This is a genomic window from Cupriavidus sp. CP313 (assembly GCF_054072015.1).
Genome location: NZ_JBSVZB010000006.1, coordinates 365,077 through 378,746, shown reverse-complemented (window position 1 = coordinate 378,746; position 13,670 = coordinate 365,077). Strand labels below are relative to the sequence as shown.

General features: G+C 68.4%; 15 protein-coding genes. 9 read left to right on the top strand and 6 right to left on the bottom strand.

Annotation, left to right across the window (positions count from 1 at the left end; all coding sequences use genetic code 11):
• The 3 genes from ACW4E8_RS12140 to ACW4E8_RS12130 form a co-directional block, all read left to right on the top strand.
• Positions 1-266, top strand: a 266-nt coding sequence (locus tag ACW4E8_RS12140; RefSeq protein WP_456804735.1) for a hypothetical protein, incomplete at its 5' end; no start/stop codon positions are given.
• Positions 267-463: 197 nt separating this feature from the next.
• Entirely contained in the window at positions 464-2,059 is a 1,596-nt protein-coding gene (locus ACW4E8_RS12135) for an exonuclease domain-containing protein (protein ID WP_456804734.1), read from the top strand.
• A gap of 113 nt (positions 2,060-2,172) precedes the next feature.
• A complete protein-coding gene (locus ACW4E8_RS12130; protein WP_456804733.1) occupies positions 2,173-2,613 on the top strand; it encodes a hypothetical protein in 441 nt (146 codons plus the stop codon).
• Positions 2,614-2,642: 29 nt separating this feature from the next.
• On the opposite strand, the gene ACW4E8_RS12125 is transcribed toward ACW4E8_RS12130, so the two are convergent.
• The 3 genes from ACW4E8_RS12125 to ACW4E8_RS12115 all read right to left on the bottom strand — a co-directional run bounded on the left by ACW4E8_RS12125 (position 2,643) and on the right by ACW4E8_RS12115 (position 5,460).
• On the bottom strand, positions 2,643-3,650 hold the full coding sequence (locus tag ACW4E8_RS12125; protein WP_456804732.1) for a Bug family tripartite tricarboxylate transporter substrate binding protein: 1,008 nt from the start codon (positions 3,648-3,650) through the stop codon (positions 2,643-2,645).
• Positions 3,651-3,789: 139 nt separating this feature from the next.
• Positions 3,790-4,764 (bottom strand): pyridoxamine 5'-phosphate oxidase family protein, encoded by a 975-nt coding sequence (locus tag ACW4E8_RS12120; protein WP_456804731.1) that lies wholly within the window; start codon positions 4,762-4,764, stop codon positions 3,790-3,792.
• A 54-nt stretch (positions 4,765-4,818) separates the two neighbouring features.
• On the bottom strand, positions 4,819-5,460 hold the full coding sequence (locus tag ACW4E8_RS12115; protein WP_456804730.1) for a glutathione S-transferase family protein: 642 nt from the start codon (positions 5,458-5,460) through the stop codon (positions 4,819-4,821).
• Between the two features lie 98 nt (positions 5,461-5,558).
• Between ACW4E8_RS12115 and ACW4E8_RS12110 the strand changes: the two genes are divergently transcribed.
• From ACW4E8_RS12110 to ACW4E8_RS12095, 4 genes are all read left to right on the top strand, one after another.
• Positions 5,559-6,461 carry a LysR family transcriptional regulator gene (locus ACW4E8_RS12110; RefSeq protein WP_456804729.1) on the top strand — a complete coding sequence of 301 codons (903 nt, stop codon included), beginning with the start codon at positions 5,559-5,561 and terminating at the stop codon, positions 6,459-6,461.
• Positions 6,462-6,484: 23 nt separating this feature from the next.
• Complete coding sequence (locus tag ACW4E8_RS12105; RefSeq protein ID WP_456804728.1) at positions 6,485-7,219, top strand: VIT1/CCC1 transporter family protein; 735 nt, start codon at positions 6,485-6,487, stop codon at positions 7,217-7,219.
• Positions 7,220-7,379: 160 nt separating this feature from the next.
• Complete coding sequence (locus tag ACW4E8_RS12100; protein ID WP_456804727.1) at positions 7,380-8,066, top strand: TetR/AcrR family transcriptional regulator; 687 nt, start codon at positions 7,380-7,382, stop codon at positions 8,064-8,066.
• 165 nt (positions 8,067-8,231) lie between these two features.
• Entirely contained in the window at positions 8,232-8,906 is a 675-nt protein-coding gene (locus ACW4E8_RS12095; RefSeq protein WP_456804726.1) for a histidine phosphatase family protein, read from the top strand.
• A gap of 173 nt (positions 8,907-9,079) precedes the next feature.
• On the opposite strand, the gene ACW4E8_RS12090 is transcribed toward ACW4E8_RS12095, so the two are convergent.
• The 3 genes from ACW4E8_RS12090 to ACW4E8_RS12080 form a co-directional block, all read right to left on the bottom strand.
• Entirely contained in the window at positions 9,080-10,255 is a 1,176-nt protein-coding gene (locus ACW4E8_RS12090) for an acetyl-CoA C-acetyltransferase (protein ID WP_035815829.1), read from the bottom strand.
• A gap of 146 nt (positions 10,256-10,401) precedes the next feature.
• A complete protein-coding gene (locus ACW4E8_RS12085) occupies positions 10,402-10,881 on the bottom strand; it encodes a PaaI family thioesterase (protein ID WP_456804747.1) in 480 nt (159 codons plus the stop codon).
• A 4-nt stretch (positions 10,882-10,885) separates the two neighbouring features.
• A complete protein-coding gene (locus tag ACW4E8_RS12080) occupies positions 10,886-11,857 on the bottom strand; it encodes an NAD(P)H-dependent flavin oxidoreductase (RefSeq protein WP_456804725.1) in 972 nt (323 codons plus the stop codon).
• A 216-nt stretch (positions 11,858-12,073) separates the two neighbouring features.
• Between ACW4E8_RS12080 and ACW4E8_RS12075 the strand changes: the two genes are divergently transcribed.
• Complete coding sequence (locus tag ACW4E8_RS12075) at positions 12,074-12,949, top strand: crotonase/enoyl-CoA hydratase family protein (RefSeq protein WP_340527312.1); 876 nt, start codon at positions 12,074-12,076, stop codon at positions 12,947-12,949.
• Between the two features lie 36 nt (positions 12,950-12,985).
• Entirely contained in the window at positions 12,986-13,657 is a 672-nt protein-coding gene (locus ACW4E8_RS12070) for a nitroreductase (protein ID WP_456804724.1), read from the top strand.
• The last annotated feature ends 13 nt before the right edge of the window (positions 13,658-13,670 follow it).

Here is a 13,670-nt window from a genome sequence, read left to right as displayed (position 1 = left end):
TCGAGCGGTCGCTCACTCTCAGAAAACTGACTGACCAGATCCGAAGATCCAGTCACGTTTTGCTGTGCGAGCACTGTATAACTTGTGAAGCAACACTGTCCGAAGACAGCGGCGTCCGCTACCCAGCGCCCACACTTATCGGTTGTTTGGTTGTTAAAGAACTGCCCTTGCGGGCCGCATCCGGCTTTGCCGTTTGCGTCGCTGCGTTGTCTGCAGCAGAGAAACGAGATTATGCAGAGCTTTCTTCGTTTCGTCAACCGTTTTAGCAACTTTTTTCGCTGCGGTCAGCGCTGCAAACTTCGCTGCGCCAACCTCCCGGTCGACCCCGCAACCCTTGCTGCGTCTGCTTTGCAGCGCTGCGTTGTGTTGCGAGGGGGCGAATATTAAGTGACCGCAGCGGGGTTGGCAAGGGGTTTTTGAAAACTTCTTCGTGCCACCATCAGCGCCCCCTTAAAATCGGCAGATGCCTGACATGCCTACCTACCTGCCGTCGCGCCTGCCAGCGGACGGTGCGCGCCTGCTCGACGCCCATTCTCTCGCCGCGACGCTGTCGCGCCCTATTGTCTTTGTGGACCTGGAGACCACCGGCGCGGACGCCCAGCGCGACCGCATCACTGAGATCGGCGTGGTCGAAGTCGGCCCGGACGGCATCAGTGAATGGGACACCCTGCTCGACCCCGGCATGTCGATCCCGCCGTTTATCCAGCGCATGACCGGCATTACTGAAGAGATGGTGCGCGGCCAGCCAACCTTCGAGTCACTGGCGGAATCGCTTGCCGAGCGCCTGCAAGGCCGCTTGTTCGTGGCGCACAACGCGCGCTTCGACTATGGCTTCCTGAAGAATGCCTTCCGGCGTGCCGGCGTGACCTTCCGGGCCGACGTGCTGTGTACGGTAAGGCTGTCGCGCTCGCTGTTCCCTTCCGTGGAACGCCACGGTCTGGACGCGCTGATCGCACGCTTCGGCCTGACGCCCAAGGGCCGCCACCGCGCGCTGGCCGATGCCGAGCTGCTGTGGCAGTTCTGGCAGAAGATCCATGCCACGTATTCCGTCGACCTGGTGGAATCAGCCGTGCGCACGCTGGTGCGGCGGGCCAGCCTGCCGGCCGGCCTGGACGAAACCGCGCTGGAAGACGTACCGGCGGCGCCCGGTGTCTATATCTTCTATGGCGACCAGGACGTGCCACTCTATGTCGGCAAGAGCGTGCACCTGCGGCAACGGATCGGCGCCCATTTCTCCGGCGACTACCGGTACGGCAAGGACATGCGGCTGGCCCGGCTGGTTTGCCGCGTGGAATGGCGCGAGACCGGCGGCGAGACCGGCGCGCTGCTGCTGGAAGCCCGGCTGGTCAAGGCGATGCAGCCGGTGCACAACCAGCTGTTGCGCCGCAATACCCGGCTCTATGCCTGGGAACTGCCGCAGCAGTTGCCGGTGCCACGCCTGCGCTCGGATCGCGATACGGATTTTTGCCGGCATCGCGACCTGTTCGGGGTGTTCGGCAGCCGCGGCGCGGCCGAGGCTCGCTTGCGCGCACTGGCGCAGGAACACGGCCTGTGCCTGGCCACGCTGTCGCTGGAGAAAACCACCCGCCGTGGCAGCCCCTGCTTTGAGCGCCAGGTCCATCGCTGCGCCGGTGCCTGCGTCGGCGCCGAGCCGTCGAGCGCGCACCGCGCCCGGCTAGCCGCCGCGCTGGCGCCGATCGCGCTGATGCCCTGGCCCTTCGATGGCCCGGCCGCCTGGCGCGAGCAGCACGACGGACGCGCCTGGTGGCATGTCGCCGACGACTGGTGCTACCTGGGCTGCGCAGCCACGCTGGAAGAAGCGCAGGCGCTGGCGGCAGCACCAGCGCATTTCGACCTCGATACGTACCAGATCCTCGCGCCGCGGCTGGCGCAATGGATGCCACAGGCGGTGCCGCTGTCCGTGCACAGGCCGTTCACGCTGACCGCCCCCGAGGCCCCTGCCGAGGCGCCACGCCCGGCACGCATCCCGGCCGGGCAGACTGCCCGCAAGGCGCCGTCGGCTGCCGCACAGCAACCCCTGGGCTTGTTCGCCGACTGAAGCCGGCCACGCTCTGTGCGTCATCACGCAGAGCGCGCTTGCAGCGAGGCACGCGGCTCCGTTAGCCTGCACAGGCCGGCCCTTGCAGCCGGCTGCGCCGATGCGGAGCCTACATGCCAGCCAACCCAGTCCTTCATGCCGCAACGGCCCGCGGCGCCGCCAGCGTGCGTGCAAGCCTGGCCGTCTTGTGGGCGGCAGCCATCACCGGTGCCTGCGCCGGGCTGGAGGCCAGCGCCATGCAGGACGTCTTCGATTCCTGGAAAAACGTCCCCGTCGATGAGGCGAAGCGCCAGTGGGGTCCGCCGCAAGCGGTGCAGGCCCTGCCCTCCGGCACGGCCTATGTCTGGAACGATTCGGTTGCGCCCGCGCGCGCACCGGGCAGCGGCCCGCGCGATGCCGGCATGGAGCGCACGCCGGTGCCGGGCCAATGCCAGCGCAAGCTGGTGACCGGCCAGGACGGCATCGTGATCGGCGGCGAGTGGCGCGGCGATGCCTGCTGCATCACCACGCTCATCGGCCACTGCGCCAGCCTGAAATATCGGGGGCGCAGCTGAGCCACGGCGCCCGAGCATGCCAGCCCGGCTCAGTCGATACTGGCGCCCGACGCCTTCACTGCCTGCCCCCAGCGCTTCTGCTCGGCCGTGATCGTGGCGGCAAACGCCTCCGGCGACTGCCATGCGGGCTCGGCACCCTGCTGCTCGAGCTTCGCCTTGGTGTCGGGGTCGGCCAGCACCGTGCGCAAGGCACCGGACAGACGCGAAACCAAGTCCATGGGCGTGCCCGCCGGCGCCAGCATGCCGTAGAAGCCGACCACCTCGAAGCCCTTCAGCCCGGCCTCCTGCATCGTCGGCACATCCGGCAGCGCGGGCGAGCGCTGCGGCGACGTCACCGCCAGCGCACGCACCTTGCCCGCCTTGATGTACTGCGTGAACAGCGGGATCGAGTCGGCCATCATCTGCGCCTGGCCGCCCATCACGTCGGTCAGCGCCGGCGAGCTGCCCTTGTACGGGATATGGACGATGAACGTGCCCGAAGCCTGCTTGAACATTTCCGGCATCAGGTGCGAGATGCCGCCATTGCCGCCCGATGCAAAGTTCAGCTTGCCCGGGTTGGCCTTGGCATAGCTGATGAACGCCTTCAGGTCGCGCGCCGGCACGTTGTTGTTGACCACCATCACCAGCGGGATCAGCGCCGTGCGTGCCACCGGCGTGAAGTCCTTCGGCATGCTGTAGGGCAGCTTGTGATAGAGCGAATTGTTGATGGCCATCTGCCCGGTGTTGGCCAGCAGCAGCGTGTAGCCGTCCGGCGCGGACTTGGCGACGTTGTCCGAGCCGATATTGCCGGCGGCGCCGGCCTTGTAGTCGATCACGATCGACTGGCCCAGGATCGGCTGCAGCTTTTCGGCCAGCAGGCGCGCGTGCGTGTCGACCGGGCCGCCGGGCGGGAATGCCACCACCAGCCGGATCGGCTTTTCCGGCCAGGCCGCTTGCGCGGTCCCCGCCACCAGCGCCAGCGGCGCGGCGGCCAGGGCCAGCAGTGCGTGTTTCAGGATGTCCCGGCGGGCTTGCGGCTTGTTGTTCGTCTTGTCCACGGTTGTTTTCTCCTTGATACAGGGCTGCCCGCCAGCGCCCTGGTCGGCGTGCTACGGACAGTCGTCAGCCTCTATTGTGACTCTTTTGTGACTTTTTGATGTCATTTTTATGACAATATCCTGACCTGGACCACCGGACTCAACGCGCCGGCCACGCGCCCGTGTCCGCCAGCACCGGCGAATATTCGCGAAAACCGAAGCGCAGCGGCAATACCGCCGCACGCCGCACCACGCGCTCGACATGCAGCCGCACCAGCCGTTCGGCACCGGCGTATGACGCCAGTTCATCGCCCTCCCAAATCACCTCGGCGTGCCCGCCAACATGCAACAGCGAGCCATCGGCAAAGTCCGGCACCACGATCCCGGCTCGCGGATTGGCCAGCAGGTTGCCGACCGTATTGAAGAAGTTGTTGCCGTTGAAGTCCGGGAACGTCAGCGTGCCGGCCTCGTCGACGTGGATAAAGCCAGGCTTGCCGCCGCGGTGCGAGACATCGGCGCCGCCGGTGTGCTCGCCCTCGTCCTGCGGCGATGCGGCGTGGCTGGTGGCGATAAACAGGGTATCGGCGCCGCGCAGCCAAGCCACCGCCTGCTCGTCCAGCGCGTCACCGTGCCAGGCGGGCGGCGCGGGCGCCGGCTCGGCAAGGCTCACGTCGCGCAACTGGATATAGCGCGGGCAGTTGCCAAAGCTCTGCTCGACCTCGACCGTCAGCCCGCCCTCGTCGCGCGCCACGATAGTCCCGTTCATGCGGTTGCGCCGGCGCGTAGGCAGCTCGATCCCGAGCAGGCCGATGCGCGCGCCCTGCGCCAGGGCCGTGGCCGCCGGGTCGCCCGGCAGCGGCACGGCGTCGATGCGCAGGTGCGTGGCGTCAGGCGTATGCGCAAACCCCGGCGTCCCGGCCAGCATCGTGGCCCAGGGCTGTCCGTCGGCATCGACGGCGCCAACCAGCAGGAACGGCAGCTGCGCAAAGAACGTGCGGTGCTGCTCCGGCATCTCGCCACGGATCACCCGCGGGCCGGACGCGGCCATGCGTTCGCGCTTGCCGGCGCGCTCCTGGGCGGCCAGTTCGCCGGCGTGGAATGGCAGGCCGGCGTGCGGCCATGTGGGCAGATCCATGACGGGCTCCTTTTCCTTGTCCGATAGATTGGCGATACGCGGGACCGGCAGGCGCTACGCGGCCAGGCCGACTTTCGACACCAGCATCGGCACGAAACCGGGCAAGGCTTCGATGCGGCGCAGCCAGGCGTTCAGCGCGGGGTACGGCGCCAGCGGCACGTTGCCTTCCTCGGCGCGGGCGATATAGCTGTAGGCCGCCACGTCGGCAATGGTGGCGTGGTCGGCCGCCAGGAACGGCTGCCCGGCCAGCAGGGTTTCCATCAGCGTGAACAGCCGTTGCGCGCGGGCGATGGCATCGTCCACCGCCACCGGCCTGCCGAACAGCACGCCCAGGCGCGCCGCCGCCGGCCCGAAGGCAATGTCGCCGGCGGCCACCGACAGCCAGCGCTGCACGCGCGCCGCGCCCACCGGGTCGCGCGGCAGCCAGCGGCCGCCGTCATAGCGCGTGGCCAGGTAGACCAGGATGGCGTTGGAATCGCCAACGACCACGCCGTCGTCATCCAGCACCGGCACCTGGCCGAACGGGTTCAGGCGCAGGAAGGCCTCGCTGCGCTGCTCGCCGCCGCGCAGGTCGACGTCCACCAGCCGGCAAGGCAAGCCCAGCAGCCCCAGGAACAGTTCTGCGCGATGGGCGTGGCCGGACACCGGCGAGCGGTACAGCACCAGCGGCTTGGCGGGGCGGTTGGTCTCTTGCATGGCACTCTCCTCAACGGTTGGGATAGCCGGATTCTGGGCGCCGAACCCGTTGCAATAAATAGGGCAATTGATATTTGACTACTCCAAAAAATGGAGTAATGTGTGGCGCCATGGACAAGCTACGCGCAATGCAGACCTTTGTGCGGATCGTCGACGAGGGCAGCCTGACGGCAGCCGCCACGACGCTGCATACCTCGTTGCCGGCGGTGGTGCGCACGCTGGCGGCGCTGGAATCCGAGTTGCAGGTCCGGCTGCTCAACCGCACCACGCGGCGGCTGTCGCTGACCGGCGAGGGGCGCAGCTACCTGGACAACTGCCGGCGCATCCTGGCCACCATCGACGAGGTCGAGGCCGGCCTGACCGCCAGCCATGTCGAACCCAGCGGCCAGCTCACGCTGACCGCCTCGGTGCTGTTCGGGCAGATGTATGTGGCGCCGGCGGTCACGCGTTTCGTGCAGCGCTATCCGCGCGTGCGCTGCCGCATGGAATTCACCGACCGCGTGGTGAACCTGCTTGAAGAAGACCTGGACGTGGGCGTGCGCATCGGCCCGCTGGCTGATTCCACGCTGGTGGCGCAGACCGTCGGCCGCATCCGCCGCGTGGTGGTGGCCACGCCCGCCTACCTGCGCAAGCACGGCGTGCCGCGCCATCCCGAGGAACTGGCCAGCGCCAACTGCGTGCGCTTCACCGGCAACCACGCGCACTGGTGGACCTTCCAGGAAGACGGCCGGGAGTTCCACGTGCAGGTGTCCGGCAACCTGGAATTCAACCAGACCGCGCCCGCCGTGGCTGCCTGTGCCGAAGGCGCGGGCTTCGGCCACTTCCTGTCGTACCAGGTCGCGCAACTGGTCGAGGCGCGCAAACTGCGCATCGTGCTGGAGGATTTCGAGCAACCGGCATGGCCGCTGTCGCTGATCTATCCCCATGCACGGCTGTTGCCGGCACGCACGCGCGCCTTTATCGAATGGATGCGGGATGACCTGGGCCCGCGCTTCAACTGACAACGTTCCATCGCAAAAAGACCATGCCCCTGTCGAGCGCCCCCACTCCAACCGGCTTCGGCACCCGCGTGCGGCGCCTGATCCATCGCCCGAGCGGCAACGCCTTGCGTGCAGCCGTGCTGGGCGTCAACGACGGGCTGGTGTCCAGCTTCTGCCTGGTGATGGGCCTGGAGGGTGCGGCGGCCTCGCGCGAGGCCGTCATCCTGGCCGGGCTGGCGGGCCTGACGGCGGGCGCTTGCTCGATGGCGCTGGGCGAATGGCTGTCGGTGACCAACAGCCGCGAGATGAACAACAAGCGCCTGCGCGACATGGCGCACGAGCTCGCGCATGATGCCGCCCGGGCCCGGCAGCGGCTGGTCACGGTGATCGTGGGCAAGGGCGTGCTGCCGGCCGACGCCGAGCGCGCCGCCGACGAGATCATGCGCAACCCGCGCGCGGCCCTGGACACCTTTGCGCGCGAAGTGCTGGGCATCAACCCGCAGGAGCGCGGCGGCAACCCGGTACAGGCGGCGGTGATTTCCTTCGTGCTGTACAGCAGCGGCGCGCTGGTGCCGTTGCTGCCGTTCCTCGTGACCGCAGGGCCATCGGCGCAGCTCGGCAGCATCCTCGCGTGCCTGGCCGGCCTTGGCCTGGTGGGCTGGGGCACTTCGTCGTTCAATGGCCGCCCGGGATGGTTCTCGGCGCTGCGGCAGGTGCTGATCGGGGGCATGGCGGCAGCCTTCACCTACGGACTGGGCACCGTGTTCGGCTCGCTCTGACCCGCGCTGAGGCAAGCGGCGCGGCGTGCGCGCCGCACCGCCCCCTCCGGCGCAGCCCACCCACCCGCCACGCCGGGCTGCCACCCGACAAAACCCTTGACGCGTTGCGGCACGCACCGGTATTTTCAAAATCGAATCCGAATTTGAATACGGAGTGCCAATGTCAGCGACCCAATCCGGCTTCACCGCCAAAGCCTCCTTTCCCCGTATCGATACCCCCTCGATCCTGCAGCCGCCGCGCCAGCGCCGTGCGCGCGAGACCGAGCAAGCCTTGCTGGGCGCGGGCCGCGAACTGCTTGCCGCGCGTGACTTTGCCGCCGTTTCCGTGGCGCAGATCGCCGCGGCGTGCCAGGTGTCGGTGGGTGCCTTCTATGGGCGCTTCCGCGACAAGATGGCCTATTTCGAGGCGTTGCGCGCGCTGGTGATGGAAGAAACCGCCGCGTCGACCGACCGCTACCTGGCGCAGGAGCGCTGGGACGACGTGCCGACACCGGTGCTGCTGGAAAAGGCCGCGCGCTTCATGGTGCTCGGCACCCTGGCCAACCGCGGCGTGATCCGGGCGTCGATGCGGCATGCGTCCACGCGGCCCGAGGAATGGGTGCCCCACCGCCAGAGCGGCGAAGCCATCGTGGAGCGCATGGTGCAGCTGCTGGTGCCGCGGCTGGCGTTGCCTGCCGACACCGCCGAGCTGCGCGTGCGCTTTGCCATGCAGGCGGTGTTCGGCGTGCTGGTCAATGCCGTGCTCAATGATTCCGGCCCACTGCACCTCGACGACGAACAGATGATCCCGGAACTCAACCGCCTGATGGCCGGCTATCTCGGCGTCACCTGCGCAGAGCCGGCCTGAGCACACCATCGGCCCGCGCCACCCGCGGTAATGCAGCCAGGCCATGGCTGCTATGAATTGCCCACCGCTTGCTTGGCTGGCGCGCCGGCCCTCCCTAGAATGTGCCCACGCCGGGCCCCGTGCCAGGCACAGCCCTATCCGCCTCAACGTTCACCGGGACCGCTCATGGCCACGCTTTTCCTCGTCCGGCACGGACAAGCCTCGTTTGGCGCCGCCAACTACGATTGCCTGTCGCCGACCGGCCGCCAGCAGGCGCGCTGGCTGGGCGAGTATTTCCAGGAGCGCGGCGTCAGCTTCAGCCGCGTGGTAGCCGGCACGCTGGTGCGCCAGCAGGACACCGCCAGCGAGATCCTGGCCGGCATGGGGCAGCCGCAGGCAGCGATCGTCTCGCACCCGGGCCTGAACGAATACGACGGCGAGGCGCTGTACCGTTGCCACACCGGCGGCGCCGACCATCGCGCGCACCAGAACGGCGACTACAACGATTACTGGCGCACCTTCCGCGCGGCCTACGCCGCATGGACCCAGGACGGGCTGACCGACATGCCCGAGAGCTGGGCCGATTTCGGCGCCCGCATTGCCGGCGCCCTGACGCACGCGAGCGAAGGCACGACGCGCGAGGATGCCATCCTGGTGGTGAGCTCCGGCGGCGCCATCGGCCGCGCCACGGCCGACCTGCTTGGCGCACCGGCACAGGCCGCCATCGAGATGAACCTGCAATTCCGCAACACGGCGTTCTGCGAGATCATCGTCGGCCGCGGCGTGCAGCGGCTGCTGAGCTTCAACAACGTGCCGCACCTGGAACGCGCCGACCGGCGCAGCGCAGTGACGTTCGCCTGAGGGGCAACAGACCGCAAACAAGAATGGCCGCGATATCGCGGCCCCTTTTTGTTCCGGCTGCTGGCGCGGGCACTTTGACATGCCCGCGCCGCCGGTCCTTCTCCCTTTACTACTCCTTACTGCGGCAATCCATGCGCTGCGTGCCTGCGCGGCACGCAGCGGCTCTCACAGCTTTACAGACGCTCGACGATGGTCACGTTGGCCAGCCCGCCGCCTTCGCACATCGTCTGCAGGCCATAGCGCTTGCCGTGCGTATGCAGCGCATGCACCAGCGTGGTCATCAGCTTGGCGCCCGAGCCGCCCAGCGGATGGCCCAGCGCGATCGCGCCGCCATGCACGTTCAGGCGCTCCGGATCGGCGCCGGTGGCCTTCAGCCAGGCCAGCGGCACCGGGGCGAAGGCTTCGTTGACTTCGAACAGGTCGATATCGCTGATGCGCAGGCCCGCCTTCTTCAGCGCGACTTCCGTGGCCGGCAGCGGCGCTTCCAGCATCACGACCGGATCATGGCCGATCACCGTCATGGTGTGCACGCGCGCCAGCGGCTTGACGCCGAGCTTCTTCAGTCCGGCCTCGTTGACCACCATCAGGCCGGCGGCGCCGTCGCAGATCTGGCTGGCGGAGGCAGCCGTCACGCGGCCGCCTTCGGCGATCAGCTTGACGCTGCCGATGCTTTCCAGCGTGGCGTCATAGCGGATGCCTTCATCAGTGGTGTGCATTTCGCCGTTGGCACCGTCAGCCGTGCGCACTTCCACCGGCAGGATTTCGGCAGTGAAGCGGCCCGCCTTGGTGGCGGCGATGGCGCGCTGGTGGCTCTGCAGTGCGTAGGCATCCAGCTGCTCGCGCGACAGGTCATACTTGCGCGCGATCATTTCGGCGCCGGTGAACTGGCTGAACTGCACGCCGGGGTAGCGCGCCTCGACACCGGGGCTCTTGGGCACACCGAAACCGTTCTTGGCCGGCAGCTGCGACGACAGGCCCATCGGCACGCGCGTCATGCTTTCCACGCCGGCGGCGATGACGATGTCCATCGCGCCCGACATCACTGCCTGCGCGGCAAAGTGCAGTGCCTGCTGCGATGAACCGCACTGGCGGTCCACCGAGGTGCCGGGCACGCTTTCAGGCAGGCGCGAGGCCAGGATGGCATTGCGCGCGACGTTGCCGGCCTGCTCGCCGACCTGGCTCACGCAGCCCATGATGACGTCTTCGACCAGCGCCGGGTCGGCGCCGGTGCGTTCCACCAGTGCGTCCAGCACCTGTGCGGCCAGGTCGGCCGGATGCCAGCCCGACAGCTTGCCGCCCTTGCGGCCGCCGGCGGTACGGACCGCCGCGACGATATATGCCTCTGCCATGTGATCTCCTTGGTTCGGTGCGGGCTGCCGGGGCAGCCATGGTGTTGTCCGGAGTGCCGGCATCTGGCGCCGGCAGTGTCGCTTTGCATTGTTGCGCTGCGGGTAGCGGCAAGCGTCGTCGGAAGCGACGAAGTTTGCCGCACACCTCAGGTGCGCGGCGCCAGCACCGCAAAGATCGCGGTCGCGCGCAGCAGGCAGCGCTCGCCGCTGACCAGCCGGCAGGTGCCGTAGCGCAGGCGCGAGCCGAGCTTGTCGAACTCCACGCGGGCCTCGACCCAGTCGCCCAGGCGCGCGGAATCCAGGTAGTCCAGGCTCAGGTTGACGGTCACCGCGCTCTTGGCGCGGCCGGTTTCCAGCGACATCATCATGCCGATGGCGGTATCGGCCAGCGTCGCCAGCATGCCGCCGTGCGGGATGCCCAGATTGTTCAGATGACTCTCGTCGATCCGCACCGCCAGCGTGCGGCGCCCGGCATGCAGGTAGAGCTGGCCGAAGCCCGCCATGTAGCCGCTCATGCGGCGCAGCGGGACGAAGCCCTCGGGCACGTCCACGTCGGCCGACCCGGCGGCCCCGGCCGGCTCGGCGATGGCCCTGGTCATCGCCGCCTCGATCTCGGCCTCGGCCATGGCGTCAGGCAAAGTAGCGCGAGGCCACGCTGAGGTGCTCGCGGCAATCTGCCACCATGCGCGTGATCAGCTCTTCGCAGCTGGGCACGTCGTCGATCAGGCCCACGCACTGGCCGGCGCTGATGATGCCGCCGTCGGCCTCGCCCGCCTTGAGCGCCGCCTTGCCGCGCACGCCGGCGACCAGGTGCTTGACGTCCTCGAACTGCGCGCCGCCCGGGCGGCGTTCAATGCTCACCACCTCATCCGACACGGCGTTCTTGAGCACGCGCGCGGTGTTGTGCAGCGTGCGGAAGATCAGGTTGGTGTCGCGCTCGCTGGCCTGCACCAGCGCCTTCTTGACGTTGTCGTGGATCGGCGCCTCGCGCGTGGCGCAGAAGCGCGTGCCCATGTTGACGCCCTCGGCGCCCAGCACCAGTGCCGCTGCCATGCCGCGTCCGTCGGCGATGCCGCCGGAGGCGATCACCGGGATCGACAGCTTGCGCACTGCCTGCGGGATCAGCACCATGCCGGGCACGTCGTCCTCGCCGGGGTGGCCGGCGCACTCGAAGCCGTCGATCGACACCGCGTCCACGCCCAGGCGCTCGGCCGACAGCGCATGGCGCACCGCCACGCACTTGTGGATCACCTTGATGCCGGCGGCCTTGGCGCGCGCGATATGTTCCTTGGGGTTGTTGCCGGCGGTTTCCAGCACCTTGATGCCGCTTTCGATGATGACGTCGAGGTAGCGCGCGTACGGCGGCGGGTTGATCGACGGCAGCAGGGTCAGGTTCACGCCGAACGGCTTGTCGGTCATCTCGCGGCAGCGGCGGATCTCTTCGGCCAGGTCCTCGGGCGTGGGTTGCGTCAGCGCCGTGAGGATGCCCAGCCCGCCGGCGTTGGAAACGGCGGAGGCCATCTCGGCGTAGCCAACCCATTGCATACCACCCTGGATGATCGGGTAGCGGATGCCAAGCAGTTCGGTGATTCGTGTCTTCATGGTTGTCCCTTAGCTGTCTGCGCGGGCAGGCGCGCGGTAGTGCCGGCCCTGCCGCTTGATCGGGGTCAGTCTACGGCCAGGTGCCGATTCCAAGCCTCGTCGGAAGCGACGATTGCGGGCGGCGCATTCTGCACTAGTGTTGACCGAGCCCCCGTGCCGGCGCCCCACCCCGGCATCCTTCCCCCCTTGTTCACAGCAATCCCGGCAGGAGCCCCCATGACGCAAGCCACGCCTTCGTTCGAAACCCTGCGCTACGCCGTTGAAGACGGTGTCGCCACCATCACCCTGCACCGCCCGGACCAGCTCAATGCGTTCACCGCGCAGATGATGCATGAGCTGATCGCCGCGTTCGACGCCACCGATGCCGACGACAACGTGCGCGCCGTGATCGTCACTGGCTCGGGCCGGGCCTTCTGCGCCGGCGCCGACCTGTCCGGCGGCAGCTCGACTTTCGACTTCGAGAAGCGCTATGGCGCCAGCCCCGACACCGCGCACCGCGACGGCGGCGGGCGCGTGTCGCTGCGCATCTTCCGCAGCCTCAAGCCGGTGATCGCCGCGGTCAACGGCGCCGCGGTCGGCGTGGGCGTGACCATGCAGCTGCCGATGGATATCCGGCTGGCATCGACCGACGCCAAGTTCGGCTTTGTCTTTGCGCGCCGGGGCATCACGCCCGAAGCGGCGTCGTCGTGGTTCCTGTCGCGCGTGGTCGGCATCTCGACCGCGCTGGAATGGTGCTATACCGGCCGCGTGTTCTCCGCCCAGGAAGCGCATGAGCGCGGCCTGGTGCGCTCGCTGCACGCGCCCGAGGACCTGCTCCCTGCCGCCCAGGCCATTGCCCGCGAGATCGCCGCCAATGCCGCGCCAGTCTCGGTGGCGATCTCGCGCCAGCTGATCTGGCGCATGGCCGGCGCCAGCCACCCGATGGAAGCGCACAAGCTCGACAGCCGCGCGATCCAGTCGCGCGGGCGCTCCGCCGACGTCAAGGAAGGGGTCAGCGCCTTCCTGGAAAAGCGCCCCGCCGCGTTCCCGGAAACGGTGTCGCAAGACATGCCCGACTTCTTCGACTGGACCAGCGAGCCGCCCTTCATCTGAAGCGCGCCCGTCGACTATCCGCCATCCGGAGTTCGCATGAAAGTCAGCCAAGCCATCGCCAGCCGCAAGTCCGTCCGCGGCTTCCTGCCCCGGGCCGTTGCGCCCGACACCATCCGGCGCGTGCTCGACGCCGCGGCGCGCGCCCCCTCCGGAGGCAACCTGCAGCCCTGGCATATCCATGTCGTGGGCGGCGAGGCCCTGGAGGGGCTGCGCGCCATCATGCGCGAGCGCATCGCCCAGGCGCCCGCAGGTGAAGAGCGCGAGTACGACATCTACCCGCGCGAGCTGGTCTCACCCTACCGCGACCGCCGCTTCCAGGTGGGCGAGGCGCTCTACCACTACCTCGGCATCCCGCGCGAGGACAAGGCGCGGCGGCTGGCCCAGTTTGCCAACAACTTCACCTTCTTCGGCGCGCCGCTGGCGCTGTTCTGCACCGTGGACCGCCGCATGGGCCCGCCGCAATGGTCGGACCTGGGCATGTACCTGCAGACGGTGATGCTGCTGCTGCGTGAAGAAGGGCTGGACAGCTGCGCGCAGGAATGCTGGGCGATGTACCCGCAGACCATCGGCAAGTTCCTGTCGCTGCCGGCCGAACGGATGCTGTTCACCGGCATGGCGATCGGCTACGAGGATCCCGAGGCGCCCGCCAACCTGCTGCGCGCCGTGCGCGCGCCGCTGGATGAATTCACGGAGTTCATGGGCATCTGAGCAAGCAACCGCG

Bases quoted from the DNA above. Each gene is read 5' to 3' on its own strand.
- ACW4E8_RS12085 (WP_456804747.1), bottom strand. From the start codon at position 10,881: ATGGCCGAGGCCGAGATCGAGGCGGCGATGACCAGGGCCATCGCCGAG.
- ACW4E8_RS12080 (WP_456804725.1), bottom strand. From the start codon at position 11,857: ATGAAGACACGAATCACCGAACTGCTTGGCATCCGCTACCCGATCATC.
- ACW4E8_RS12100 (WP_456804727.1), top strand. From the start codon at position 7,380: ATGTCAGCGACCCAATCCGGCTTCACCGCCAAAGCCTCCTTTCCCCGT.
- ACW4E8_RS12090 (WP_035815829.1), bottom strand. From the start codon at position 10,255: ATGGCAGAGGCATATATCGTCGCGGCGGTCCGTACCGCCGGCGGCCGC.
- ACW4E8_RS12070 (WP_456804724.1), top strand. From the start codon at position 12,986: ATGAAAGTCAGCCAAGCCATCGCCAGCCGCAAGTCCGTCCGCGGCTTC.
- ACW4E8_RS12095 (WP_456804726.1), top strand. From the start codon at position 8,232: ATGGCCACGCTTTTCCTCGTCCGGCACGGACAAGCCTCGTTTGGCGCC.
- ACW4E8_RS12130 (WP_456804733.1), top strand. From the start codon at position 2,173: ATGCCAGCCAACCCAGTCCTTCATGCCGCAACGGCCCGCGGCGCCGCC.
- ACW4E8_RS12075 (WP_340527312.1), top strand. From the start codon at position 12,074: ATGACGCAAGCCACGCCTTCGTTCGAAACCCTGCGCTACGCCGTTGAA.
- ACW4E8_RS12105 (WP_456804728.1), top strand. From the start codon at position 6,485: ATGCCCCTGTCGAGCGCCCCCACTCCAACCGGCTTCGGCACCCGCGTG.
- ACW4E8_RS12110 (WP_456804729.1), top strand. From the start codon at position 5,559: ATGTGTGGCGCCATGGACAAGCTACGCGCAATGCAGACCTTTGTGCGG.
- ACW4E8_RS12120 (WP_456804731.1), bottom strand. From the start codon at position 4,764: ATGGATCTGCCCACATGGCCGCACGCCGGCCTGCCATTCCACGCCGGC.
- ACW4E8_RS12115 (WP_456804730.1), bottom strand. From the start codon at position 5,460: ATGCAAGAGACCAACCGCCCCGCCAAGCCGCTGGTGCTGTACCGCTCG.
- ACW4E8_RS12135 (WP_456804734.1), top strand. From the start codon at position 464: ATGCCTGACATGCCTACCTACCTGCCGTCGCGCCTGCCAGCGGACGGT.